This is a genomic window from Bartonella sp. B10834G3 (genome assembly GCF_016102505.1).
GTDB lineage: Bacteria > Pseudomonadota > Alphaproteobacteria > Rhizobiales > Rhizobiaceae > Bartonella > Bartonella choladocola.
The window spans coordinates 353,329-378,185 of the sequence record NZ_JACFOM010000001.1; the positions used below are offsets into that span (position 1 = coordinate 353,329).

Sequence of the window (24,857 nt, forward strand, 5' to 3'; positions counted from 1 at the left end):
TTACAAAATGCGTGAGCAGCGGATCGGGTAATAATGGGTGCTTCACAAAAAAATCTTGTTCTGATTGAAGAAACAAAACTTCGCCAGATGATGGAAGAGCTTATTAAAAACGAAAATGGAGCTGATATCGGTTTAAAAATCAGACCGAAAATCGTTGCACTTTTAAAAAACACTATTTCCGAAGGGCAAAAACAGGCTGAACTTATTCTTCAGCAAAATGGCAAAGGGCGTCAATGCGCACGCCGTTTGAGTTTGCTCGTTGATACTGTCATTACAACACTTTATAATTTTGTTGTTGAAAGAATTTACCCCCTGCCCAACCCGTCAAGCGGTGAACGTATTGCTCTCATAGCTGTCGGTGGTTATGGACGCGGGACACTGGCTCCCCACTCCGATATTGATTTGCATTTTTTGCTGCCATGGAAACAGACACCCTGGGGCGAACAGGTTATGGAATATATTCTCTACATGCTTTGGGATGTGGGACTTAAAGTCGGGCATGCAACGAGAAATATCGAAGACTCGATCCGCATGGCGCAAGAAGATATGACAGTGAGAACCGCCCTTCTCGAAGCGCGTTTTCTGATTGGCAATCGTGGAATTTTTGACGAATTGATGCGTCGTTTTGAAGATGAAGTTGTCAAAGGTACGTCACCTGCTTTTATCCGTGCAAAACTTCTGGAGCGTGACCAGCGCCATAAAAAAGCCGGTGAAACACGTTACCTCGTCGAACCCAATGTAAAGGAAAGCAAAGGCGGCCAACGCGATTTACAAACCCTGTTGTGGATTGCCAAATATCACTATCGCATCACCTCGACCGACAAACTCGTTACACTGGGTGTTTTATCCAAAGCGGAATTGAGAATTTTCAAGAAAGCCGATGATTTTTTATGGGCGGTACGCTGCCATATGCATTTTTTAACAGGGAAAGCACAAGAGCGTTTGTCCTTCGACATACAGCGCGATATTGCCCACCGGCTCGGCTACACCGCCCACCCCGGTATGGAAGATGTCGAACGTTTTATGAAACACTATTTTCTTGTTGCCAAACAGGTTGGCGATTTGACGCGAATTGTTTCAGCGGCTTTGGAAGAAGAATATGCAAAACCCGTTCCCGGATTAAATCGGGTATTTTTGACGTTTTCTCGCCGTAAAAAGAAAATTGTCGATTATCCGGGTTTTGTCATTGATACCAAACGTATCAATATTGACGATGATGACGTTTTTGTCCGTGATCCGGTCAATCTTATCCGCCTTTTTTACCTCTCCGACACCCATGGTCTTGAATGCCACCCGCATGCCGTGCAAGAAGCCTCCCGTTCGCTGAAACTCATCACACCGAAAGTTCGGGAAGATAAAGAAGCAAATCGGCTTTTTATTGCCATTTTAACATCTCCGCGCAACCCGTCGCTGATTTTGCGGCGGATGAATGAATCGGGCGTATTGGGTAAATTCATTCCCGATTTTGGCAAGATCGTCGCGATGATGCAGTTCAATATGTACCACCATTACACTGTCGACGAACATCTTTTGCGCTGCATTGCCTGCCTTAGCCAAATCGACCATGGCGAAGTTTATCAGGATCATCCGCTTGCTTCATCTATTGTGCCAACGTTCAAAAAAGAGCGTACGATTCTCTTTGTCGCTTTATTTTTACACGACATTGCCAAAGGCAGGCCGGAAGACCATTCGATAGCAGGCGCAAAAATTGCCCGTAAACTTTGCCCGCGTTTCGGGCTTTCGCGGGCGGATACCGAACTTGTCGCCTGGCTCATCAAAGAACATCTGACCATGAGCATGGTTGCCCAGTCACGTGACCTCAACGACCGCAAAACAATTGAAGATTTTGCCAATGTTGTCCAGACAACTGACCGGCTGAAACTGCTTTTGGTTCTCACAATTTGCGACATCAAAGGCGTCGGACCGGGCGTGTGGAACGGTTGGAAGGGACAATTGTTGCGAACTCTTTATCATGAAACAGAACTTGTTCTGACCGGCGGTTTTTCACAGGTTCCGCGCACAGACCGCATCAACGCGTCGAAAGAACGCCTGCATGATGCACTTGAAAATTGGGACGAAGCTGAAAAACAACATTATATCGGCTTACAATATCCGAACTATTGGTTGACTGTTTCGCCCGAAGACCAGGTGAGGCAAGCCAATTTTATCCGTGATGCGGATAAACGCAAAACCCCGCTTGCCACAATGTCGGAACTCCACCGTTTTGACGGGGTAACGGAACTCACCATTCTTGCCCCCGATCATCCGCGCGTTCTTTCCATTGTTACCGGTGCCTGCGCAGCCGCCGGCGGCAATATTGTCGACGCTCAAATATTTACCACAACAGATGGACGTGCTCTCGACATCATTCTTATCAGCCGCGAATTTGAACTTGATGATGATGAAACAAGGCGGGCAAATCGAGTTGGCAAAATGATTGAAGATGCCTTGAAGGGCACAATCCGTTTACCGGAAGTGATTGCACAACGTGCCAAACCGCGGCGCGCTGCCAAAGCTTTTGACGTTGCGCCGAATGTCGAGATCAACAACACCCTGTCCGACAAATTCAGCGTTATCGAAATTGAAGGACTTGACAGGCCGGGGCTGCTTTTTGAAATCACGAAAACTCTTTCCGATCTTTCTCTTGACATTGCCTCGGCACATATTACGACCTTCGGAGAAAAAGTTATTGACAATTTTTATGTTAATGATCTTTTCCGTCACAAGATTATCAACCCGCAAAAACAAGCTGCCATACGACGCAAACTTCTGGCACTTATAGCGGCTGAGCCGAAGGAAAATATGAAGAGAACATGAGCCTCATCAAACAATTCGCGACCGTTGCATCCGGCACGTTGATGAGTCGCCTGTTCGGTTTTATCCGCGAAATGCTTATGGCAGCGGCTGTCGGCACCGGTCCGGTGGCCGATGCTTTCAATGCCGCATTCCGTTTTCCCAATACATTCCGCCGGCTATTTGCCGAAGGCGCTTTCAATTCGGCTTTTGTCCCACTATTTGCCAAACAGATAGAAGAGGACGGGTTAGACAGTGCACGGCGGTTTTCCGAAGAAGTATTCGGTGTGTTGTTTTCAATTCTGTTGATTTTAACCATCATTATGGAACTGACCATGCCGTTTCTGGTGCGTTATGTCATTGCACCGGGCTTTACCGATGATGCAACAAAATTTTCCGCAACCGTTCGCTTTGCCGTGATTATGTTCCCCTATCTTGCCTGCATGTCACTGGCGGCAATGATGGGGGGGATGCTCAATTCGCTTCATCGTTATTTTGCTGCGGCAATCGCTCCGGTTTTTCTTAATATTATTCTTATCGGCGTTCTCTTCTATGCCTGGATTTATAAACTGGATCCCTGGCATGTCGGCATTGGTCTTTCATGGGGGGTTATGGCTTCCGGCGTTGTGCAACTTGTTATCGTTTGGATTGCTGTAGCCAATGCCGGTATGAGAATAGGTTTTCGCTTTCCCCGCTTTACCGATAATGTTCGCAGGCTTCTCTGGCTTGCACTACCTGCTGCTATAACCGGCGGCATTACACAGATAAACCTTCTCATCAATACCAATATTGCTTCCGCGCAATCAGGTGCTGTCTCGTCACTTGTTTATGCCGACCGGCTTTATCAACTGCCATTGGGTGTCGTCGGAATTGCTGTTGCCACAGTGCTTTTGCCCGAACTTTCGCGTGCACTCAGAAGCGGCAATCTGAAAGAAGCCGATAACTTGCAAAACCGGTCTGTCGAATTTACTCTGCTTTTGACTTTGCCGGCCGCTGCCGCGTTTCTGGTTATGTCGGAACCGATTGTGCGCCTGTTATTCGAGCGCGGGCATTTTTCTGCCCAGTCGACAACAATTGTCGCCGGAATTTTGGGAATTTACGGCTTGGGACTTCCTGCCTTTGTGTTGATAAAAGCATTCATACCCGGTTTTTTTGCCCGCGAAGACACCAAAACGCCCATGATTTTTGCCGGAATTTCCGTCGCCGTCAATATATCGCTTGCGCTCACACTTTTCCCGATTTTATCGGCACGCGGAATCGCAATTGCCGAAATCTCGGCGGGTTGGGTCAATGCAATTCTGTTGTTCATTACGCTTGTCAGAAGACGCCAATGGGGACGGGATCGAATTCTTTTGAAACGTATTCCGCGAATTTTACTCTCGACAATTATAATGGCTATCGCCCTCCATTATGCGATCGGCTATCTTTCTTACCCGCTTTCGGCAAACGCACCTCTATCTTATCGGGCTGTCGGCGTCCTTTCTCTGGTATTTGGAGCCATAATAGTCTATTTCGGTTCTGCGTTTCTTCTTGGCGCAACAAATATATCGTTGCTTAAAAGAGGATTGCTGCGTAAGCGATAAAGCGTTTGATTGCTTTCAAAAGAAAGCTTTGACACAAACAATTATATTTTTGAAAGATCGGATTATTGATTATGAGCACATTCAAACAACGTGTTTTTTCTGGAGTTCAAGCTACCGGAAATCTTCATCTGGGAAATTATCTCGGTGCGATCAAGCGTTGGGTTGAATTGCAAAAAGACTATGAGTGTATCTATTGCGTGGTTGATATGCATGCGCTCACTGTCAATCCCGATCCGCATGACCTGATGCGGTCGACACGTGAAGTAACCGCGGCATTTCTGGCAGCCGGAATAGACCCGAAACGCCACATTGTGTTCAACCAGTCACGGGTACACCAACATGCAGAGCTTGCATGGATCTTCAATTGTGTTGCCCGTATCGGCTGGATGAACAGAATGACACAGTTCAAAGATAAAGCCGGAAAAGATCGCGAAAATGCGTCTCTCGGCCTCTTTGCCTATCCAAGTTTGATGGCTGCCGATATTCTGGTTTACCGCGCCACAAAAGTACCCGTCGGCGAAGACCAGAAACAGCACATCGAGCTCACCCGCGACATTGCGCAGAAATTCAACAATGACTATTCGGCCCGCATCGCCGAACTCGGTGTCGGCGTGGAAATGCAGGTTGGCGATGAAACTGTTAACGGCTTTTTCCCGCTCACTGAAGGGTTGATCGGCGGCACGGCCACACGCGTTATGTCATTGCGTGACGGAACAAAAAAAATGTCGAAATCCGATCCTTCCGATTTGTCGCGTATCAATCTCATTGATACAGCCGATGACATTTCCAAAAAAATCAAAAAGGCAAAAACCGATTCAGAACCCTTGCCTGACACCGTTGACGGCCTGAGTGGCCGTCCGGAAGCCGATAATCTTGTAGGAATTTATGCTGCCCTTTCCGGCACAGATAAAAAAACTGTTATCGAAGAATTTGCGGGTAAGCAGTTTTCCGTATTCAAACCGGCACTTGCCGATTTGGCTGTCAGCAAATTATCGCCCGTCACAGAAGAATTGCGTCGCCTCAACAATGAACCTTCCTATATTGATGATGTTTTAAGAAACGGTGCCGAACGCGCAAGCGTTCTCGCTGAAGACACAATGAAACATGTGCGTGATATTGTGGGCTTTCTTCAGGGATGAAGTTCAAACAGACAATGATACAGGTGCTTTGAATAAAAGCACCTGTATATAAAATCAGTTTAACAAAAATAATTTGCACAATAGCTGAATTGCACTAATTTAAAAACCGGTTCAAATTTTGGATTGGAATATTGTGTGACGTTTTCTTTAAAGACGGAAATTGACAAAGCGGGCAAATCTGACGGAACGAAGTCACAATCAACGAAGAATGATGACGGCGAGCGTTCACGTTTCATTGCCGAGATTGATTTTTTACGTGACCTTGTGCAGCAGGCGCCGGGCTTTGTTATTGTATTGCTCAATCGCGATCACCGCTTTTATCTTGTCAATAATGCCTTTATGGAGCTTGTCGGCACGCGGGAATTGATCGGCCATACTGTGGCCGAAGCGATGCCCGAAATACCCAGACAGGGGTTTATTGCTCTTCTCGATCAGGTTTGGGAAACAAAAGAACCGTTTCGCGGGGCGAGCGTACCACTTCTGATCGAGCGACCGGGTGACGAAGAACCGGTATTGCACTATGTCGATTTTATCCATCAACCGATCAAAAATAGCGAGGGTGATGTTGTCGGGATTTATGTTCAGGGCATTGATATAACCGAACGTATCAATTTTGAAAACCAGTTACATATCCTTGCCGGAGAATCGGCCCACCGCGTGAAAAATATTCTGGCCATGGTCAACGCCGTGGTGGCTCAAACTTTGAATAGCAGCACAGATATAGAGAGTGCACGCGAAAAAGTCGGTGCACGCTTAAGGGCAATTGCGGAAGCGCAAAGTACTTTGAAAGAGGATAGCGGCAAGAAGAGCGACCTTAAGATACTTGTTGAAAATACCATGTCGGTTGCCATGGAAACCTACGGCAATATCAAAGTGAAGGGGCCGAAAGTCAGTGTTTCCGAAAAAGCGGCTTTGGCACTTGCGCTAACGCTCCACGAACTCATGACCAATGCCATCAAATATGGTGCTCTTTCTGTTTCATCCGGAAAGGTTTCGGTTACCTGGTCGCTTGCAAAAGACGGAATTATTCATCTCCAATGGGTTGAAAGTAACGGACCTGAAGTGGCCTCCCGTCATAAAAAGGGCTTCGGTTCAACATTAATTGAACGCAGTTTAAGCTACAATCCGCATAACAATGTAAAAATTGATTATGCTGCAAGCGGCCTCATATGCCACATTGAATTGGCTCCTGATGGCTCATCATCCGGTGAATGACAAATGTTATTGAAACGACTAAGCCGCCAATACGGTCATAAGCGAAAATTTCTGGCAATTATCGACGAAACACCTGAATGTCGACGCGCCGTTGCCTATGCATCAAGGCGGGCTAAAAATACAGGTGGCTCGCTCATCCTGCTTTATGTGATCGACAGTTCGGAGTTCCAGCACTTCCTTGGGGTTGGTGATATTATGCGTGCTGAATCCCATGAGCAGGCGCACCAGACCTTATCCGCAATTTCTGCAGAGGTAAGGGAAAATCTGGGAATAGAGACGGAAACAAAAATTTGCGAGGGGCAAAAGGCTGCTGAAATAGTCAAGCTTATCGAAAGCGATCAGGACATTGCGGTTCTTGTGCTTGCGGCCGGCTCCGGCGCCGAAGGCCCCGGCCCCCTCGTTCAATCAATTGCTGCAAAGGGAAGTGCTTTTCCCATTCCTGTTACAATTATTCCAGATGGTTTGACAGCAGAAGATATAGATTCGGTCGCCTGACCGGCTTTGTTCGGGCGGCAAGAATAAAAACAACGCTTGAAAAGCTAACAATCACTGCAACGTCATTTACGAGAATGACTTGCCTCTTGAATTTTTGTTCCCTAAAGCAGCATATAGAAGGTAATCGAATAATGCACCTTGCATGCCTTGACCATGAAAAGGAAATTAAATGTTCATTCAGACAGAAACGACACCCAATCCCGCAACACTGAAATTCCTGCCCGGTCGGGTTGTGCTGGAAGAAGGCGTGGCAGAGTTTCGTGACAAGGAAGATGCTGCCGAGCGTTCGCCGCTCGCTTCCAAGCTTTTCACAATTCCCGGTGTTACAGGCGTTTTCTTCGGCTATGATTTCATTACTGTTACAAAAGACAATAGCGAGTGGCAGCATCTGAAACCGGCTATATTAGGGACTATTATGGAACATTTCATGTCCAATAGCCCGATCATGGCAGCACATGTCAATGATGTGCCCGATGTGCCGGTTGGTGAAGAATTTTTCTCCGACGAAGATAAAGACCTTGTCGACACGATCAAGGAACTTATTGAAACACGGGTTCGCCCTGCTGTTGCCAATGATGGTGGTGATATTACGTTTCGCGGGTTTGAACGCGGTGTTGTTTATCTGAACATGAGGGGAGCCTGCTCCGGTTGCCCTGCATCGACTGCAACACTCAAGCACGGTATCGAAAATCTTCTACGCCACTTTGTTCCCGAAGTTCTGGGAGTTGAGGAATATCCTTCCTGACAAAGCTGACTTCCGCGAAATGAAATAAATTTTCGCAAAATAAAGTAAATTTCTTTGTAAAAAATTCTCTCTTGCACAGTTTATCAAAAAAATGTGCAAGACTGTTTTCGGCAGGCTTTATGTAAGCGTGTTCTTGAAACGGTCTTTATGTTAATTGCAAAACATCCGGTCGGGACTTTGGATAAAGATATTCAAAGACATTGGGTTCTTCTATCCGGAATACGATCTAACCTGTTGATGACCATGTATAAATTCTCATAGATCATGACCTCCTGCCGGAGTTCCGGCACTTTGCCCGAACAGGAAAGCAAAGCTGTGTTTCTACCATGATTTAACCGCCCTATCCGGTGGAAACAGTTCATATCTTCACCGAAATTCGGGAAGGCTCAAGCAATTCACTAAAAAAATGAAATCGCCTTCTTGACATTATAAAGGGCAATTTTTATCTGTTCTCATGAGTTAGCACTCTGACATCGAGAGTGCTAATCGAGGCAAGACCTCAAACAATTCGAGTTTAATTAAAGTTAAACAATTTAAGGGTTCAAGACATGGCAAAAACCAAATTCCGCCCATTACACGATCGCGTAGTCGTTCGTCGGGTTGAATCAGAAGAAAAAACCGCAGGTGGGATCATCATCCCTGATACAGCCAAAGAAAAGCCGCAGGAAGGCGAAGTTCTCGCTGTTGGTCCGGGTGCACGTGATGAAAGCGGCAAGCTCGTTGCTCTTGACGTTAAAGCAGGCGACCGCGTTCTCTTTGGCAAATGGTCAGGAACCGAAGTCAAGCTTGATGGCGAAGACGTTCTGATTATGAAAGAATCCGACATTATGGGTATTCTCGGCTGATAGCCATTTCCCCATAAATTTTAAAAAACAATTCCGGGATAATTCCCAAGGAGATATATTAAATGGCTGCAAAAGAAGTCAAATTTGGCCGCGATGCGCGCGAACGTATGTTGCGTGGCGTCGATATTCTCGCCAATGCCGTGAAGGTAACACTTGGTCCTAAAGGCCGTAATGTTGTGATCGACAAGTCTTTCGGTGCACCGCGAATTACCAAGGATGGTGTTTCGGTTGCGAAAGAAATCGAACTTGAAGACAAGTTTGAAAATATGGGCGCACAGATGTTGCGCGAAGTTGCTTCCAAGACCAACGATATTGCCGGTGACGGTACCACAACAGCAACTGTTCTGGGTCAGGCAATCGTTCAGGAAGGCGCAAAAGCTGTTGCTGCCGGCATGAACCCGATGGATTTGAAGCGCGGTATCGACGCTGCTGTTAATGAAGTTGTCGAAAATCTTCTGAAAAAAGCAAAGAAGATCAAAACTTCAGCCGAAGTTGCACAGGTTGGCACTATTTCTGCCAATGGCGAGACTGAAATCGGTAAAATGATTTCCGAAGCCATGCAGAAAGTCGGCAATGAAGGTGTTATCACCGTTGAAGAAGCAAAAACCGCTGACACCGAATTGGAAGTTGTTGAAGGTATGCAGTTCGACCGCGGTTACCTTTCACCTTACTTCGTAACCAATACAGAAAAGATGGTTGCCGATCTGGATGATCCTTACATCCTTATCCACGAAAAGAAACTTTCAAACTTGCAGGCACTGCTTCCCGTTCTTGAAGCTGTTGTCCAGTCAAGCAAGCCTTTGCTTATCATTGCCGAGGATGTTGAAGGTGAAGCTTTGGCAACTCTGGTTGTCAACAAATTGCGTGGCGGCTTGAAGATTGCTGCTGTCAAGGCTCCTGGCTTCGGTGACCGTCGTAAAGCAATGTTGGAAGATATTGCCATTCTGACATCCGGTCAGGTTATTTCCGATGACCTCGGCATCAAGCTTGAAAATGTCACACTCGACATGCTCGGCCGCGCCAAGAAAGTTACCGTTTCCAAAGAAAACACAACAATCGTCGACGGTGCTGGCAAGAAGCCTGAAATCAATGCACGTGTCAACCAGATCAAGGCCCAGATCGAAGAAACAACATCCGATTATGACCGTGAAAAACTTCAGGAACGTCTCGCAAAATTGGCAGGCGGTGTTGCTGTTATCCGCGTTGGCGGTGCAACAGAAGTTGAAGTTAAAGAGAAAAAAGACCGCGTTGACGATGCTTTGAATGCAACACGCGCCGCTGTTGAAGAAGGCATTGTTGCCGGTGGTGGCACTGCACTCCTGCGCGCAGCAGCCGACATCAAGGTAAAAGGTGCAAATTCCGATCAGGAAGCCGGTATCAATATCGTTCGTCGTGCTTTGCAGGCTCCTGCCCGTCAAATTGCGACCAACGCTGGCGATGAAGCTTCTATCGTTGTTGGTAAAATTCTTGAAAACAAGAGCGATACATTCGGCTACAACACAGCCAATGGCCAATATGGCGATTTGATTGCTCTGGGCATTGTCGACCCTGTAAAGGTTGTTCGTTCTGCTTTGCAAAACGCTGCTTCCGTTGCCGGATTGTTGATTACAACCGAAGCTATGATTGCCGAACTGCCGAAGAAAGAGGCTCCAATGCCTGCAATGCCGGGCGGCGGCATGGGTGGTATGGACTTCTGATAAAGTCGTCCTCGACTACATTCATGAACGGGCCTTCGGGCCCGTTTTTTTGTGGCGATCAGGTTGTTTTGCAGAGAAATGTCTTGCCAGTTCACGGGCGGACATAATGTCTAAAAGTAAGGCCAAACATTCACCCCTTTTAACTTTCATCAAGGGGAAAATAGCTAAAGGCCGAAGATGTTTTATAAATCATTTTCCTTTCATCCGGAAATGCAACCGGCCTTCTATATTTGAACCCTTTTCCTTGTTTCAAAACGGCAACCGGCTTTTATCGCCAAACTCCGGTTTCAGGACCGGAATGCCTGCTCTTTCTTCTGTTTCACATGTTTAAAAGCGCATTTCATATGAAAACGACGAACGGAATTTCATATATCCGCTTTGTTCTTTGACGAGCTATTGTTGTGACCGATTTTTCCTCACCAAAATATGTATAAAAAGCCGTTCAACAAATAGATCTTGAACTGTTTAAGGCTTTTCTCAAGGCTTTTCTTGGTCTATCGTCTCCTCAACCAAAGAGGAGTTTTATCATGGTAAAAACCCGTACAGAAACGGATACATTCGGTCCGATCGAGGTTCCTGCTGACCATTATTGGGGGGCGCAAACAGAGCGTTCTTTACATAATTTCAAAATCGGCGGCGAAAAGCAGCCACTGCCGCTCATTCACGCCTTGGGAATTATTAAAAAAGCGGCCGCAATGGCCAATATGAAAGCCAAAAAGCTTTCGCCAGAACTTGGGAAAGCAATTATTGCCGCAGCCGATGAAGTCATTGACGGCAAGCTTGATGACAATTTTCCACTTGTGGTCTGGCAAACCGGATCGGGTACGCAAACCAATATGAATGTCAACGAGGTCATAGCCAACCGCGCTATCGAGATGCTCGGTGGAGAAATGGGTTCCAAAAAGCCTGTTCACCCCAATGACCACGTCAATATGAGCCAATCATCAAACGACTCGTTCCCGACAGCTATCCATATTTCGGCGGCTTTGGAGACCATCAATAAGCTGTTTCCGGCAATCGACCATCTAACGATTGCGTTGAAAGATAAGGAAAAAGAATTTTCCAAAATTATCAAAATCGGTCGCACCCACACACAGGACGCCACCCCGATTACGCTGGGGCAGGAATTTTCCGGCTATCGTGCAGCACTCGAACATAACCGTAAACGTATCGAAGCCTCCTTGCAGGACGTTTTGAAACTTGCTCAGGGTGGTACGGCTGTTGGTACAGGTTTGAATGCGCCGATCGGTTTTGACAAGGATTTCGTCGAAGCAGTCACCGACATTACAGGTGCTGCATTCGAGACCGCCGATAACAAATTTGAAGCTTTGGCAAGCCATGGTGCAATAACCAATTTCCACGGCAGTCTCAATGCTCTGGCAACCGATCTTTTCAAGATTGCCAACGATATTCGTCTTTTGGGCTCCGGTCCACGCTGCGGGCTTGGTGAATTGAGCTTGCCGGAAAATGAACCCGGTTCTTCGATTATGCCGGGCAAAGTCAACCCGACACAATGCGAAGCGATGACAATGGTTGCCTGTCAGGTATTTGGCAATGAAACAACGATTACCGTTGCCGCAAGTCAGGGACATTTCGAGCTCAATGTCTATAAACCGGTTATCGCATTCAATGTTTTGCAATCAATCAAGATTTTGTCGGAATGCATGGTTTCTTTTGCAGATCACTGTGTAAAAGGTATCAAAGCCAATGAAGCACGCATTCATGATCTTCTTGAGAAATCCTTGATGCTGGTCACTGCACTTGCACCGGCAATCGGTTATGACAAGGCAGCAAAGATTGCCAAAACTGCCCATAAAAATGGCACGACACTGCGCGAAGAAGCTTTAAAGGCCGGTGTATCCGAGGAAGATTATAATCGTCTGGTCAAGCCGGAAGACATGATTCATCCGAAATGACATGAAACATGACGAAGTTGATAGCTTCGTCGGTTTTCTTGAATAGCATTCAAAAAGCCCTGTAGAATCTACAGGGCTTTTTTCGGACTTGATATACGTTCAACAAAATTGCAGATGGCAATTAAAAAACATGTCAAAAAGCAATAAGCGGCAGGAAAGGCTTTTCCTTTGCACTTTGCCTGTTACTTTCAGGTAATAACGCTTGGTGCATCACGACCGAGCTTTTTCTTCAAATCGACAAGCTCGTCGGCCGCAACAATCAATGCCGCAAGTGCTTCTTGCGGGTCGTCATCCTGTTTCAAAGGATCGGCAACATAATGTTCCATATAAACGCGGACAGTCGCACCGGCTGTTCCGGTCCCTGACAAGCGATAGACAATACGACCGCCACCTTCAAAGAAAATGCGAATGCCCTGATGCTCGCTGACCGAGCCATCAATCGGATCGTGGTATGAAAAATCGTCAGCCTTGGCAATCGTCAACCCCGCAACATCGGTTCCGGCAAGCTTTCCAAGACGTGAGCGCAAATCCTCCATAAGAGCTTTTGCGGCTGTCTGGTCGACTTCCTCATAATCATGACGGGTGTAATAGGAGCGACCGAATAGCTGCCAATGTTGCTCGACAATTTCACTTACACTTTTACCTGTTGCCGCAAGCAGATTGAGCCAGAACAATATTGCCCACAAACCGTCTTTTTCACGCACATGATTGGAACCGGTACCGAAGCTTTCCTCGCCGCAAAATGTTACCTTTCCGGCATCCAGCAAATTGCCGAAAAATTTCCAGCCTGTCGGTGTTTCATAAATATTGAGACCAAGTTTTTTGGCCACATAATCGGCTGCGGCACTTGTCGGCATAGAGCGTGCAATACCGGCAATACCATTGCGATAGCCTTTAACGAGCTTTGCATTGGCAGCGAGAATGGCAAGGGAATCAGAAGGAGTGACAAACCGTTTCCACCCCACAATCATGTTGCGGTCGCCATCACCATCGGATGCAGCGCCAAGATCAGGCCCGTCTTCCGACATCATCAATTCATAAAGATCATGGGCATGGACGAGATTGGGGTCAGGGTGGCGCCCGCCGAAATCGGGAAGCGGTGTACCGTTCACAACTGTTCCCTTTTTCATGCCGAGACGTTTCTCGAAGATTTCATGGGCATATGGACCGGTCACAGCATTCAATGCATCGAAGCGGAATGTCAAACCACCGGCAATGGCTTTGCGGATGAGATCGAAATCGAACAATTCTTCCATCAGATTTGCGTAATCGACAACCGGATCAATGACTTCGACAACCATCGAGCCGATTTGCGTTTTCCCCAACTTCGCAATGTCAATATCACCACAATCTTCTATTTTATACGAGGTGATATTTTTCGATGATTCAAAAATGGCTTTTGTTACTTTTTCCGGTGCCGGACCGCCATTGGAAATATTGTATTTGATACCGAAATCACCGGATGGCCCGCCCGGATTATGGCTTGCCGACAAAATAATGCCGCCAAATGCTTTGTATTTTCGGATAAGATGGGAAGCGGCCGGTGTCGACAAAATACCGTTCAATCCGACTTTGATATGGCCAACTTTATTGGCCGCAGCCATTTTTAGAATTTTCTGGATGACTTCTTTATTAAAAAATCGCCCGTCGCCTCCGAGAATAAAGAGTTTTCCGGAAACATCACCAACGCTATTGAAAATAGACTGGATGAAGTTTTCCACGTAATTCGGCTTTTGGAAAATCTTCACTTTTTTACGCAATCCTGAAGTTCCGGGATTTTGATCGTCAAAGGCAGTCGTAGAAATTGTCTGAATCGCCATATCCATCACCATATGTTCTTTGATGCGATCAATTTAAAGCGATTAATCGAAAATATCGAGTGTAAAATTATCAATCTTCCGGAGGTACGCTTGCAAGTTAACGACTGATCTCTTACCTTTCTTATGTGAATTCCGGCTCACACTGTCTGTCTTTTCGGACAGACTGAAGGATATAAAAATACAGGAGCAAATTAATGATCGGACAAAAAGTTCCAAATGTGACATTTCATACGCGTGTTCGTGATGAATCGATCGGGGGTTCAAACCCTTTCCGTTGGCAGGATGTCAACACTGACGAATATTTCAAGGGCAAGCGCGTTGTATTGTTCTCCTTGCCGGGCGCATTCACCCCTACATGCTCGACTTACCAGTTGCCGGATTTTGAAAAACTTTATCCGGAATTTAAAAAACTGGGCATTGATGAAGTCTATTGCCTTGCCGTCAATGACGCTTTTGTCATGAACGCCTGGGGCAGACATAATAAATTGCAACACATCAAGCTCATTCCTGATGGCAATGGCGAATTCACCCGTAAAATGGGTATGCTTGTCAATAAATCCAATTTGGGTTTCGGCATGCGTTCTTGGCGTTATGCGGCTATTGTCAATGATGGCGTTGTCGAAAAATGGTTCGAGGAAAAAGGCTTTTCAGATAACTGCGAAACCGATCCTTATGGTGAATCTTCTCCGCAGAACATTTTGAAAGTTCTCAAAGGCGAGAAATAATTTCAATCAAAGCTCCTGCGTTTCTGCGCAGGAGCTTTTTATATATTTTTGATATATTAAAGAGGTCTATATGGGTATTTCGTTCAATCTTGATGCACAGACATTGTCGGCACTACAAAACTTCCTGCGCGACAATCATAAAATAAAAAGCGAGGCAGAAGCAGTAGAGCTTTTTCTTAAAAAATCGCTTCAAGACTTGGGATATTTGGGAAGAGAACCGGGTGCAGGCACAAGTCCCGACCGTTTGAATTCCAGCAATGATGACTAAAATTAATGGCTGATCGGTCAGATCCTGCTTTTTCGGAAAAACGCCGTATAAGATCGCGTTTTTTTATCTTGCTGATTGCAGCAATCATTCTTGTGATACTGCTTGTTATTATGACATTTGCGTTTTTTGACCTCACGGGAATTGAGGCTCTTAACGCTATTGTCTGATTGAACGTTATTATTTGATTGAATATTATTGTCTGATTGAACGTTATTGTTTGATTTTAAAAACTGAAAACGGCTTTATTCTCTTTTTCGGCTTTTAGATTTTTTTATCTACAACATGGCGCAATTTTTCAATAATTGCCTGAACTTCCTTTTTTTCACGGCTTCTTAATGCCGAAACAAGTGACGCTTGTGATTTGAGAATGACACCGTCATCCAATATTTTGAGCCTGTTTGCTCTTAACGTTTCACCCGTCGATGTTATATCGACAATCATGTCGGCTGAACCGGCCGCCGGTGCACCTTCGGTCGCACCCAGGCTTTCGACAATGCGATAGACTTGTATTCCATGTTTTTGCGAAAAGAATTGTTGTGTCAAACGCCAGAATTTTGTCGCAATACGAAGTCGCCTTCCGTGCCGTTGGCGAAATTCCGCAGCAACATCATCAAGATCGGCCATAGTTACAACATCATGCCAAACAGCAGGAACAGCCACCACCACATCGGCAAAACCGAAACGGAGCGGAACCTCAACTTTGACTTTTGTTTCGGGATGAGCAAGTGTTTCGTTTATCAAATCCTGTCCCGTGACGCCAAGATCAACATTCCCGTAGCCAAGTTCACGAGCAATCTCGGAAGCCGATAAAAAAAGAATATCGATATTTTTATCGTTGGCGACTGTTGCCCGATAATTACGTTCGTTATCGGCAAGCGCGATCTGATAACCGGCGTCTTTTAAAGTTTCCAGTGTTTTATCTTTAAGACGGCCTTTGGAGGGAAGCGCGAGTGTAACTGTCATAATGATTTCCCTTCCCTGCTTTCAACTCCAATTCCGTTGGCTTTGCCATTCGCAAGTCTGTCGAGCCAGACCGAAAAACCGACCGCCGGTATGGGCCTATCGGCTCCCAACATTGTCATTAACCGGTTGTAGCGCCCGCCACCGATCATGACATCACTGTCACGGCGGATTTCAAAAACAAATCCGGTGTAATAGTCAAGCGGACGGCCAAAAGCTGCATCATATTGCAAGCTTTCAAGAGCAATCCCCTTGTTTAAAAAAGCGCGATTTCGTGCTTTGAACGGCATCAGAAAATGGTCGCTTACCAGTTCGTGTTTTTTCCCGAACTCGAAAAGAGCCTCTTCGGCTTCATCAAGAGCCAAGCGGATAGACAGAAATTCTTCCAAAGCTTCCAACACCGGTTTGGTCAGCCTCACCGACGATAAAAGCTGTTTTTCCAAAAGGCGTCTGGCAATTTCTGTCGGGCTGCGTCCGGCAGATGGCGAAATGCCCGCGTCAAGCATTTCCCCTTCAATATAATTGGTCAAAGCTGCCTCATCCTGAGCCTCGACAAGCTTCATAAGATCAGCAGGCAAGCTTTGTTCGCTTTTCGGCTCGGCCAGAATATGCAAAAGATCACGTAATTGTTTGGCGTTTCCGAAACTACGAAGAAGCCTTTTTTGCCATGTCGGAACAATACCGAGTTCCTGAAGAACCGAGGCAAAAACATTCTGGTCGCCCAACAAGACTGTATATGCGGGATTTCCCGATATATGTTTCAATAGTGACAAGGCATCATAGAGACAGCGTGAATCGGCTGTTGCTTCATCAACATCGCCCAAATCTTCTATGCCTGCCTGATAAAAACTGTTTTCGCCAGAACGGCTTTGTCTGAATACTTCGCCAATATAGGCATAACGGCGCGGCGTTGTCGCACCTGTTTTAATATGTTTTATACAAACCGGAATCGTAAATTCCGGACGCAAGCACAAACTGTCGCCATTTTCATTTTCCGTCATAAAAATGCGGCGGCGTAAATCCTCTCCCGCCATATCCAGAAAAGGTTCGGACGGTTGTAAAATAGGAATTGATACCGTCTGCAAATTATTATTTGCAAAAAACTCTTCAATTGTTTTCGTTTTTATTTCGGGTTCGGTCATATCTTTCCCGCTTGACACTATCTATTTCCGATCTTGCGCGGCGAGAATGTCTTTAACCGCGTCGACCATTTTATTTTCGTCTACTGTAATTTGTGCGGGACGGCTTTCACGCCACGTTTTATTATCTTCAATTTCAGCCGACAATCTTGCACCTTCAACAAGATCCTTGATCTGCACCTGATTTTCAGCCCGTTCTTGTGAACCTTGAATAATAACACAAGGGGCATGACGGCGATCGGCATATTTCATTTGCGCTTTCATGCCCGAACCACCAACATAAAGTTCGGAACGAATACCGGCATTACGAAGCCTGGCAACCATATTCTGATAGCGTTCAAGCGATGTGCGATCCTTATCCATCACCAAAACGACAACCGGTCCTGTTTTTTCATCAAGATCAAGTTTGCCAAGGTTTTTCAAGGCTGTCATCAATCTCGAAACACCGATTGAAAAGCCGGTTGCCGGTACCGGTTCGCTGCGAAAACGCGATACCAACCCGTCATATCGCCCGCCACCGCCGACCGAACCGAAAACAACTTTTTGTCCGTCTTCATTGACAACATCGAATAACAATTCGACCTCGAAAACCGGTCCTGTATAATATTCAAGCCCGCGAACAACAGACGGGTCAATTTTTATCCGTTTTTCATAGCCCGCTGCCGTAAAAAGTGCCAGCATATCCTGTAGTTCATCAACGCCTTCTTTGCCGCGGCTGCTTCCTTCAACTACCTTTGCAAGATTGGCAAGGGTCGCCTCACCATTGTCAGCACCGGCATTGATAAAGGAAAGAACTTTGGCAATCGCTTCATCCGAAAGCTCGGCTCCCTTGGTGAAATCGCCACTCTCATCCAGACGGCCTTTACCGAGGAGCAGCTTCACGCCCTCAGAGCCGAACTTGTCCAGCTTGTCGATGGCACGAAGAACAGTCAGTCTTTTTTCCGCATTGTTTTCGCCTTGAAGGCCGATCAGCTCCAACACTCCATCAAGGATTTTGCGGTTATTCACCCGAACGACATAATCGCCGCGCTCTATACCAAGCCGTTCCATTGTATCGGCTGCCATCATGCAAATTTCGGCATCAGCCGCAACGGTCGGCGTTCCTACAGTATCGGCATCAAATTGCATGAATTGGCGGAAACGTCCCGGTCCCGGCTTCTCGTTACGGAAGACCCAGCCAACACGATAACTGCGATAAGGCTTTGGCAGACTTTCAAAATTCTCGGCAAAATAACGTGCAAGTGGCGCCGTCAGATCATATCGCAATGACATCCATTGTTCGTCATCATCCTGAATAGAAAAAACACCGGCATTCGGACGATCCTGATCGGGCAGGAATTTTCCCAGCGCATCAGTATATTCAAAAATCGGTGTTTCAACCGCTTCAAACCCGTAAAGTTCATAGACGCTACGAATAACCGACATCATCTTTTCTGCTGCGTCGAGTTCCGCGCTCGTGCGATCAACAAACCCGCGAGGAACGCGTGCTATCGTTTTTACCTGTCTGTCTGCCATTTTATTCCTGCCAATAAAACTGTTCTGCAATTGAAAGGGTGTTGGTTTGTAACTCATCGTGAACCAAGCGGCAAGGCATGCATTCCACGCCCACTAAAGTTTATTGGTAAAATCACAATTGAATATCCGCTTTTGCCCTTCCGTCATTCCACATCTGTTATGTCCATTCACGTTTGAGTGGCTAATGACCACGCTTTATCCACATCTTCTTCAGCTATAATCCGGCTTGATCGCGGTAACCCATTTTATTTCCAACGATATACTGTTACCCAGTGTATCCGGTTAAACGGAAAGCTTCGGGTAGAGAAAATGCCGCATTATCGGACTTTGTTATTGGTTTTTTTGTGTATTTTTTGTGCCAATTGCACGAACTCCAAGAAAAATGACATTAATAGCGATGAAGCTGTTAATTTCTTCCAGAATACGATTTCCCAAAAAGGTGCGGCCATTGCTGTCAGAGTCGTTTATGAAGGCCGGTTTTGCCAAAGCACAACAATACGCTTGCGGCAAATCGTTGGTGACAGGCTTGACCAGAAAAATTATACAAATGTTTATTCCGGTAGAGATAATTATACAATTGCCGGTTTATCCGACAAAGCGATTTCGCAAACCAAATGGATTCTTGGCAAATCTGATAAATGGTTCCTCGGTAAAGTAACCTTTGAAACGATTTCGGAAAAGCTCACCAATAAAACAATTGCGACAGCATTTTCTCCAATTGCTCCAGGCGATTATATATTGACCGGCCTTGAATGTAATATTGACGCAAATGCTCGTGTCTCGATGGGCGAAAACGGGCACGATACTTTTTTCAGCGATTTATTTTCCCGTGAGAAGTTACCTGTGGCCGGTGCAAATTTTATCCATATCGACAAAAACGAACTTGTTGATGCCGGTATTCTCGACATAAGACATCAGTCCAGCCACAGTTTTCTGTTCGGCTCCAACACTGGAACGGCAGAAGGAAGCCTGACATCTGCCCGTTTTCAGGATTACTTGAATAGCCATTTTGCAGATCTTGCCAAAAAAATAAAATTCACCCGTTTTGAAGCCGAAAAAAGTCTGACTTCAGCACCACAGGAAAATGGGGAGAAAAAATAAGTCCGCTTTACCAAGAAAATTTGGTGTTTCCAAACAGCCGAGAAAAGCGGCTTTTAGCGACAAAAACAACCTTCGATATGGTCGTTGACAATGCCGATTGATTGCATGAAAGCATAACAGGTTGTGGGGCCAACAAAGCTCCACCCGCGTTTTTTCAAATCTTTTGAAAGGCGGATTGAAGCCGGCGTTATCGGATTTAATTTAAGCGTTGCATAATCGACATGTTTGAACCGTTCGGATTCGGGCGGCTGAAAAGACCAGAAATAATCGGCGAGATTTCCCTTTTCTTCAACAAGTTTACGAGCGCATTTGGCATTGTTCACTACCGACCGGATTTTTCCGATATGGCGGATAATACCCGGATTTTTCGCTAGTTCATCTATTTTCTCTTCGTCATAAAAAGCGATTTTGTTAAAATCGAACCCATCGAATGAATTGCGAAAATTTTCCCGTTTTCTCAATATTGTCAACCATGACAAACCGGCCTGAAATCCTTCCAGACAAATTTTCTCGAACAAATGATTGTCATCGTAAACAGGCTTGCCCCATTCATGATCGTGATAGGCTAAATAAAGCGCGTCCTTGCCCGCCCATGCGCAACGGATTTTCCCGTCAGCACCAAGCATTAGCCCTTCTGCCAGAGCTTTCAAAAGAGATCCCCCTGATTGTCATCGTCAATCGGATGGCGTTTTTGTTTTTTTGCCGGCTGGTGAGTTTTGTGAACCGTTGTTGCGTCAATCGTGTCGTCAGAAAATCTGATTTTCAAAAACCCGTTTTCAGGAACTTCTCGCGCGTTTTTGACAAGCTTTCCTTCTGTATCGAGAACCAGCGCAAAACCGCGTTCAAGTGTCTTTTCATAAGAAACCGAGTTTAATAGCCGCGACGCCATGTCAACTTTCTGGCGTTGTTTTTCAACAATGAGAATATAAGCATTTTGAAGGCGCATGAAATAAAACAAACCGGCTTCTTTGGCTTTATCCATAATGGTTTCGGCAAGTCGCGGGTTGAAACTCCTCGTCACCGATAGGAGCTTTTGTCTTTTTCCTATTGTTAATGCAATAAATGCCTGTTCAAGTCGCAAGGCCATATGGCTTATCTTTTGGCGATTCTGATTGATAAGATTGGTAACCAGATGCGGTGAAAGCCCGCGCGCCAACAGGTTGAAATCCTGTCTTTTCTTTTCGGAATTTACTGTCAGAGACCGTTCCAGCCTGCTTGCAGCCTCATCAAAACGGCGGCGCGGCAGTGCGAGCAACTGGTCGACAGAAGGAAGTGCACGCACTGCGCTATAAAGTTTTTGCTTGCGAAAATCGAATTGGCGGGAAATTCCCCCCAATAATCTCGCATAAAGAGAAGCAACGCTTGCCTCCAATTCCGCTTTGACGGGAACTGCCATTTCCGCGGCACCGGTCGGCGTTGGTGCACGCACATCTGCCGCATAATCCACCAATGTCCAATCAGTCTCGTGGCCGACAGCGGAAATTACCGGAATGAGTGAAGAGGCAACAGCCCTTACAACGATTTCATCATTAAAGCCCCATAAGTCTTCAAGACTGCCACCACCGCGCGCAACAATGATAAGATCGGGCTTCGGGATTGGCCCGCCTTCTTCCAAAGCATTAAAGCCTGAAACTGCGGCTGCAACCTCGGCCCCACACGTCTCTCCCTGAACACGCACCGGCCAAACAACAATATGAAGGGGAAAGCGGTCGGAAATGCGATGGATAATATCGCGAATAACAGCACCTGTCGGCGAAGTGACAACACCTATTACCTTGGGCATAAAGGGCAATAATTGTTTATTGGCTTCGTCGAATAGTCCTTCGGCGGCAAGTTTCTTTTTTCTTGCTTCCAGAAGCGCCATCAATGCGCCGACACCCGCCGGTTCAAGGCTATCAATGACAATCTGATATTTGGACGATCCGGGATAGGTCGTGAGTTTACCGGTAGCAATCACTTCCATTCCTTCTTCGGGAAGGAATTTGAGTTTGCCCATTACGCCACGCCAGATAACAGCTTCAAGGCGCGCTTTATCATCTTTCAAAGCAAAATAAGCGTGACCGGATGCGTGCGGCCCTCTATATCCCGAAATTTCACCGCGAACCCGAACATGGCCGAATTGATCCTCTACCGTACGCTTCAACGCGCCCGATATTTCGGAAACCGTATATTCTACCGCATTGGTTGCAGCACTGTTTTCAGAGAAAAAATCACTCATATGCCCACATTATATCAATTGTTGCGGTTAATCCACTAGACATAAATGCCGCCGACTTCAAGCTGTTTAAAAACCGCCACCATACGATTTAACCGGAACAATTATGTGTCTATTTCGTTTCATTCAAATCAGCTTCGGGAGTAAAAAATGGGAAAATTACCTGTAGATCATGAACGGGCAAGTGACGTTGCAAAGGAAGTGACACCACCTTTGAAAGGCGGAAAGCTTGAAAAGCAGGTGAAAAAAGAAAAATCGACAAAAAACAACAAGCGTTAAAAAACTTCTGTAAAGAGGCCGCATCGTGTTTGTCAGACAAAAACAGCAATGGTACGGAAAGTATCATTGCTTCTATGTTCGTATTCGCGACTGGCGTTCTTGTTAAAGCCCATTCTGCTGCTTTGCGCTTCATCCTGCTTTTTTTCAGCCGAGAAAGCAGTTTTGCTGAATAAAGCATACGCCCCGATCTTTCCATCAAGTTATGGAATGGCCTTGAAAGACTATTTAAGGCGATCGTCTCATCCAATTTGGAAGAAAGAGATATTGACGAGAGCCGGATTTGGAAAATTTGCTAATTCGACACTGGCTGTTATTGTTTGGAGGCTGAAAATGATGGAGATTGAACTTTAAACCGTCGAGACCTATTTAAGGTTTTATTCTGCACCTTTGAGGGATAGTCAATGTCAAAGCCGCTCAATTCATTTCTTGGAGATACACCTGGACGCGTCGTTATCAAACTACTCGTCTTTTCAATTCTGGTCGGCATTGTGATGACGCTTCTCGGCTGGACACCAATGGATGTTGTCTGGAAAATCAGCCATTTCTTCACCTCGTTATGGTCAATGGGTTTTGAAGCATTTGAAAAGCTCTTTAATGTTCTGATCGTCGGCGCTGCAATTGTTGTTCCGATATTTATTATCATGCGTATTTTAAGTTGGATCAAATAGGTTTTGCTTTCCCTTTTCCATTGAAAAATGCAAGCACGCTATTGTTGGGCGAAATGTCGTGGCAAACACGGTGAAACGCTGTTTTTCCGGAATGGTGGTCGATAATAAATACACTTGAAAAACAAAAGCCTTAAAAAATTTTGACGTTGCCAAAGAATATTCATAAACATCTGTTAATAAATTCAGCCGGCTCATAATTTTCGGTGCATTGGAATGGCAGGGCGTTTGCGACCTATTGTTTTTCACGGCATCGGACTTTAAAACCCCCGTTGTTGATGAGCCTATTTAATAATCAGGTGATATTGTGCTGACACGTAGAAATTTTTTTGTTCTTTCCGGTGCTTTCATGATTGGCACAGCAGGAGGAATTCCGGCTTTTGCCGACGGTGAAGATCCGACAAGTCTCATCAACGCTTTGCGAGCCCAAAACGATCGTGGCCCTCTCGCACCTGATAGCCAATTGGAAAAAATGGCTCAGGATCAGGCCAATCTTATGGCTTATGCTCAAAAGGTTGCCCACACAATCAGTTCGGGTAATGATTTTGTCACACGTTTGCGTAAATTCGGCATTCATGGGGCAGCAGGAGAAAATCTGTGTGCCGGACGTTCAACGGTTTCGGCTGCCTATAATGTGTGGATGAATTCCCCCGGCCACAGAAGCAATATGCTTTATCCGTCTTTTCATTATTATGGTCTGGCAAAGGCCACATCACCGAAGCGCCCCAATTATATTTATTGGGCAATGGAATTCAAACGTTGAAATCGGTGTCGAGACAGAAAAATCAACAGTCGATATAGCCCGATCGGGATAATGCATCATTGCTTTTCATGCTTTTCCGATTGCGTGAATGCATAAGCTTTTACATGTCCCCTCAGGCAATGCGAAATTGAACTTCGCAACAATTCAAAAATAGCAATTTTACCGTTCAATCCTGTCTGATGGGCGAAAAACTCAAGGTTTGAATTTGACCCGTTTCCATTTTTCTCGCGTAAAAAGGTTGATAGACATGCCCCAAAGGCCGGTTTTTGCGCGCGAAAAAAACCGTTTTAGCTCGCGCCTGAAAGTTTTTGATGCGCGTCGGCTTTGTTTGTTGACTATGGCAATTTGTGTACGATCAACGGAAAGAGTACTTTCCAAACCGGCTTGCCGCACAATTGCCGGATCAAGTTGCCACATTTCAAATTTTTCAAATACGTGACATTTCGGGTTGAAAAGAAAATGGTCGAACGGAAATGTTATTTGTACCATCATTGCGTCTAGTCGTTTTGCTGCCGGTTTTGAAATTATATAGCCCGCAGCCATGATATGCCGACTTTTCAATGGCGCAACGCTATAACCGTTTTTCACGGCTATCGACTTTCCCAGCCAGACCTTTTTACCATGAGTTTCAATCTTGACAACATCTGCAGTTTCGGGAATCCAATCGTCATTCTTCAAAAACTCGGCGGCGTCTTCCGACAAAATAACATCATCTTCAAAAATGGCTGCAAAATCGTCTTCTCCTGCTGCCACTTTTTCGATTGCCAATTTATGACTTAAAAAGCAGGCAATTTCCCCACGTGTAAACGGATCCGGCCATAGCTGGTGTTGCCTGACATTGGCAACGAATTTTTCATCAAGATGAAGCCCGTCTATTGCCGGAATACGTGAAAAATCAAGATTCAACTTCCTAAAAATTTTATCAAGGCGGTCCAATCGGTCTGGTGAACGATCAAGATTGATCACATATAGCTTCATA

23 protein-coding genes are annotated in these 24,857 nt (G+C 45.7%); 16 read left to right on the forward strand and 7 right to left on the reverse strand.

Annotated elements, in window-relative coordinates; translation table 11 throughout:
• The first annotated feature begins 33 nt into the window (after nt 1–33).
• The 9 genes from H3S94_RS01550 to fumC all read left to right on the forward strand — a co-directional run bounded on the left by H3S94_RS01550 (nt 34) and on the right by fumC (nt 12,428).
• Nucleotides 34–2,817: a [protein-PII] uridylyltransferase gene (locus H3S94_RS01550; RefSeq protein ID WP_077990977.1), complete on the forward strand. Its 2,784-nt coding sequence runs from the start codon at nt 34–36 to the stop codon at nt 2,815–2,817.
• Nucleotides 2,814–4,376 (forward strand): murein biosynthesis integral membrane protein MurJ, encoded by a 1,563-nt coding sequence (gene murJ / locus H3S94_RS01555; RefSeq protein ID WP_198240083.1) that lies wholly within the window; start codon nt 2,814–2,816, stop codon nt 4,374–4,376. The genes H3S94_RS01550 and murJ overlap by 4 nt, the downstream gene beginning before the upstream one ends.
• 71 nt (nt 4,377–4,447) lie before the next feature.
• A complete protein-coding gene (gene trpS / locus H3S94_RS01560) occupies nt 4,448–5,515 on the forward strand; it encodes a tryptophan--tRNA ligase (RefSeq protein WP_077990974.1) in 1,068 nt (355 codons plus the stop codon).
• 135 nt (nt 5,516–5,650) lie between these two features.
• Nucleotides 5,651–6,730 (forward strand): HWE histidine kinase domain-containing protein, encoded by a 1,080-nt coding sequence (locus H3S94_RS01565; RefSeq protein ID WP_225868136.1) that lies wholly within the window; start codon nt 5,651–5,653, stop codon nt 6,728–6,730.
• Nucleotides 6,731–6,733: 3 nt separating this feature from the next.
• Nucleotides 6,734–7,225 (forward strand): universal stress protein, encoded by a 492-nt coding sequence (locus H3S94_RS01570; RefSeq protein WP_198240084.1) that lies wholly within the window; start codon nt 6,734–6,736, stop codon nt 7,223–7,225.
• 169 nt (nt 7,226–7,394) lie between these two features.
• Nucleotides 7,395–7,970 (forward strand): NifU family protein, encoded by a 576-nt coding sequence (locus tag H3S94_RS01575; protein WP_077990970.1) that lies wholly within the window; start codon nt 7,395–7,397, stop codon nt 7,968–7,970.
• Nucleotides 7,971–8,518: 548 nt separating this feature from the next.
• Nucleotides 8,519–8,815, forward strand: coding sequence for a co-chaperone GroES (gene groES, locus H3S94_RS01580; protein WP_075870318.1), 297 nt, complete (start codon nt 8,519–8,521; stop codon nt 8,813–8,815).
• Nucleotides 8,816–8,877: 62 nt separating this feature from the next.
• A complete protein-coding gene (groL, locus tag H3S94_RS01585; protein WP_077990969.1) occupies nt 8,878–10,512 on the forward strand; it encodes a chaperonin GroEL in 1,635 nt (544 codons plus the stop codon).
• 527 nt (nt 10,513–11,039) lie between these two features.
• Nucleotides 11,040–12,428, forward strand: a complete 1,389-nt coding sequence (gene fumC / locus H3S94_RS01590) for a class II fumarate hydratase (protein WP_198230664.1) — start codon at nt 11,040–11,042, stop codon at nt 12,426–12,428.
• Nucleotides 12,429–12,616: 188 nt separating this feature from the next.
• Here the strand turns inward: fumC and H3S94_RS01595 are convergent, their stop codons facing one another.
• The gene (locus tag H3S94_RS01595) at nt 12,617–14,248 is read right to left on the reverse strand and encodes an alpha-D-glucose phosphate-specific phosphoglucomutase (protein WP_198240085.1); all 1,632 of its coding nucleotides are present in this window, start codon (nt 14,246–14,248) and stop codon (nt 12,617–12,619) included.
• A gap of 194 nt (nt 14,249–14,442) precedes the next feature.
• On the opposite strand from H3S94_RS01595, the gene H3S94_RS01600 reads away from it, so the two are divergent.
• The 3 genes from H3S94_RS01600 (at nt 14,443) to H3S94_RS01610 (ending at nt 15,408) form a co-directional block, all read left to right on the forward strand.
• Complete coding sequence (locus H3S94_RS01600; protein ID WP_077990959.1) at nt 14,443–14,973, forward strand: peroxiredoxin; 531 nt, start codon at nt 14,443–14,445, stop codon at nt 14,971–14,973.
• 70 nt (nt 14,974–15,043) lie between these two features.
• The gene (locus tag H3S94_RS01605) at nt 15,044–15,241 is read left to right on the forward strand and encodes a hypothetical protein (RefSeq protein ID WP_077990957.1); all 198 of its coding nucleotides are present in this window, start codon (nt 15,044–15,046) and stop codon (nt 15,239–15,241) included.
• Nucleotides 15,242–15,246: 5 nt separating this feature from the next.
• Nucleotides 15,247–15,408, forward strand: a complete 162-nt coding sequence (locus H3S94_RS01610; protein ID WP_198240086.1) for a hypothetical protein — start codon at nt 15,247–15,249, stop codon at nt 15,406–15,408.
• Between the two features lie 94 nt (nt 15,409–15,502).
• Here H3S94_RS01610 and hisG read toward each other — a convergent pair whose 3' ends face one another.
• From hisG to hisS, 3 genes are read right to left on the reverse strand one after another with little or no spacing between them, the layout of a single operon-like run.
• Nucleotides 15,503–16,204, reverse strand: a complete 702-nt coding sequence (hisG, locus tag H3S94_RS01615) for an ATP phosphoribosyltransferase (protein ID WP_077990956.1) — start codon at nt 16,202–16,204, stop codon at nt 15,503–15,505.
• Nucleotides 16,201–17,343 carry an ATP phosphoribosyltransferase regulatory subunit gene (locus tag H3S94_RS01620; protein ID WP_198240087.1) on the reverse strand — a complete coding sequence of 381 codons (1,143 nt, stop codon included), beginning with the start codon at nt 17,341–17,343 and terminating at the stop codon, nt 16,201–16,203. Before H3S94_RS01620 ends, hisG begins: the two co-directional genes overlap by 4 nt.
• 21 nt (nt 17,344–17,364) lie before the next feature.
• On the reverse strand, nt 17,365–18,855 hold the full coding sequence (gene hisS / locus H3S94_RS01625; RefSeq protein ID WP_077990955.1) for a histidine--tRNA ligase: 1,491 nt from the start codon (nt 18,853–18,855) through the stop codon (nt 17,365–17,367).
• Nucleotides 18,856–19,164: 309 nt separating this feature from the next.
• Here hisS and H3S94_RS01630 point away from each other — a divergent pair, with 309 nt between their 5' ends.
• Nucleotides 19,165–19,956 (forward strand): hypothetical protein, encoded by a 792-nt coding sequence (locus H3S94_RS01630; protein ID WP_198240088.1) that lies wholly within the window; start codon nt 19,165–19,167, stop codon nt 19,954–19,956.
• Between the two features lie 53 nt (nt 19,957–20,009).
• On the opposite strand, the gene H3S94_RS01635 is transcribed toward H3S94_RS01630, so the two are convergent.
• Together H3S94_RS01635 and xseA are read right to left on the reverse strand one after the other, a co-directional pair.
• Nucleotides 20,010–20,582, reverse strand: coding sequence for a DNA-3-methyladenine glycosylase I (locus tag H3S94_RS01635; RefSeq protein WP_198230884.1), 573 nt, complete (start codon nt 20,580–20,582; stop codon nt 20,010–20,012).
• Between the two features lie 20 nt (nt 20,583–20,602).
• The gene (gene xseA, locus H3S94_RS01640) at nt 20,603–22,174 is read right to left on the reverse strand and encodes an exodeoxyribonuclease VII large subunit (protein ID WP_198230659.1); all 1,572 of its coding nucleotides are present in this window, start codon (nt 22,172–22,174) and stop codon (nt 20,603–20,605) included.
• A gap of 147 nt (nt 22,175–22,321) precedes the next feature.
• Between xseA and H3S94_RS11980 the strand changes: the two genes are divergently transcribed.
• The 3 genes from H3S94_RS11980 to H3S94_RS01650 all read left to right on the forward strand — a co-directional run bounded on the left by H3S94_RS11980 (nt 22,322) and on the right by H3S94_RS01650 (nt 23,878).
• Nucleotides 22,322–22,450, forward strand: a complete 129-nt coding sequence (locus tag H3S94_RS11980) for a hypothetical protein (RefSeq protein WP_255520144.1) — start codon at nt 22,322–22,324, stop codon at nt 22,448–22,450.
• Nucleotides 22,451–22,851: 401 nt separating this feature from the next.
• Entirely contained in the window at nt 22,852–23,118 is a 267-nt protein-coding gene (locus H3S94_RS01645; RefSeq protein WP_077990951.1) for a DUF6460 domain-containing protein, read from the forward strand.
• A gap of 304 nt (nt 23,119–23,422) precedes the next feature.
• Nucleotides 23,423–23,878: a CAP domain-containing protein gene (locus tag H3S94_RS01650; protein WP_198230658.1), complete on the forward strand. Its 456-nt coding sequence runs from the start codon at nt 23,423–23,425 to the stop codon at nt 23,876–23,878.
• A gap of 192 nt (nt 23,879–24,070) precedes the next feature.
• Here H3S94_RS01650 and H3S94_RS01655 read toward each other — a convergent pair whose 3' ends face one another.
• The gene (locus H3S94_RS01655) at nt 24,071–24,856 is read right to left on the reverse strand and encodes a glycosyltransferase family 25 protein (RefSeq protein WP_077990947.1); all 786 of its coding nucleotides are present in this window, start codon (nt 24,854–24,856) and stop codon (nt 24,071–24,073) included.
• Nucleotide 24,857 lies beyond the last annotated feature (1 nt).

Bases quoted from the DNA above. Each gene is read 5' to 3' on its own strand.
- H3S94_RS01550 (WP_077990977.1), top strand. From the start codon at position 34: ATGGGTGCTTCACAAAAAAATCTTGTTCTGATTGAAGAAACAAAACTT.
- murJ (WP_198240083.1), top strand. From the start codon at position 2,814: ATGAGCCTCATCAAACAATTCGCGACCGTTGCATCCGGCACGTTGATG.
- trpS (WP_077990974.1), top strand. From the start codon at position 4,448: ATGAGCACATTCAAACAACGTGTTTTTTCTGGAGTTCAAGCTACCGGA.
- H3S94_RS01570 (WP_198240084.1), top strand. From the start codon at position 6,734: ATGTTATTGAAACGACTAAGCCGCCAATACGGTCATAAGCGAAAATTT.
- H3S94_RS01575 (WP_077990970.1), top strand. From the start codon at position 7,395: ATGTTCATTCAGACAGAAACGACACCCAATCCCGCAACACTGAAATTC.
- groES (WP_075870318.1), top strand. From the start codon at position 8,519: ATGGCAAAAACCAAATTCCGCCCATTACACGATCGCGTAGTCGTTCGT.
- groL (WP_077990969.1), top strand. From the start codon at position 8,878: ATGGCTGCAAAAGAAGTCAAATTTGGCCGCGATGCGCGCGAACGTATG.
- fumC (WP_198230664.1), top strand. From the start codon at position 11,040: ATGGTAAAAACCCGTACAGAAACGGATACATTCGGTCCGATCGAGGTT.
- H3S94_RS01595 (WP_198240085.1), bottom strand. From the start codon at position 14,248: ATGGCGATTCAGACAATTTCTACGACTGCCTTTGACGATCAAAATCCC.
- H3S94_RS01600 (WP_077990959.1), top strand. From the start codon at position 14,443: ATGATCGGACAAAAAGTTCCAAATGTGACATTTCATACGCGTGTTCGT.
- H3S94_RS01605 (WP_077990957.1), top strand. From the start codon at position 15,044: ATGGGTATTTCGTTCAATCTTGATGCACAGACATTGTCGGCACTACAA.
- H3S94_RS01610 (WP_198240086.1), top strand. From the start codon at position 15,247: ATGGCTGATCGGTCAGATCCTGCTTTTTCGGAAAAACGCCGTATAAGA.
- hisG (WP_077990956.1), bottom strand. From the start codon at position 16,204: ATGACAGTTACACTCGCGCTTCCCTCCAAAGGCCGTCTTAAAGATAAA.
- H3S94_RS01620 (WP_198240087.1), bottom strand. From the start codon at position 17,343: ATGACCGAACCCGAAATAAAAACGAAAACAATTGAAGAGTTTTTTGCA.
- hisS (WP_077990955.1), bottom strand. From the start codon at position 18,855: ATGGCAGACAGACAGGTAAAAACGATAGCACGCGTTCCTCGCGGGTTT.
- H3S94_RS01630 (WP_198240088.1), top strand. From the start codon at position 19,165: ATGCCGCATTATCGGACTTTGTTATTGGTTTTTTTGTGTATTTTTTGT.
- H3S94_RS01635 (WP_198230884.1), bottom strand. From the start codon at position 20,582: ATGCTTGGTGCTGACGGGAAAATCCGTTGCGCATGGGCGGGCAAGGAC.
- xseA (WP_198230659.1), bottom strand. From the start codon at position 22,174: ATGAGTGATTTTTTCTCTGAAAACAGTGCTGCAACCAATGCGGTAGAA.
- H3S94_RS11980 (WP_255520144.1), top strand. From the start codon at position 22,322: ATGGGAAAATTACCTGTAGATCATGAACGGGCAAGTGACGTTGCAAAG.
- H3S94_RS01645 (WP_077990951.1), top strand. From the start codon at position 22,852: ATGTCAAAGCCGCTCAATTCATTTCTTGGAGATACACCTGGACGCGTC.
- H3S94_RS01655 (WP_077990947.1), bottom strand. From the start codon at position 24,856: ATGAAGCTATATGTGATCAATCTTGATCGTTCACCAGACCGATTGGAC.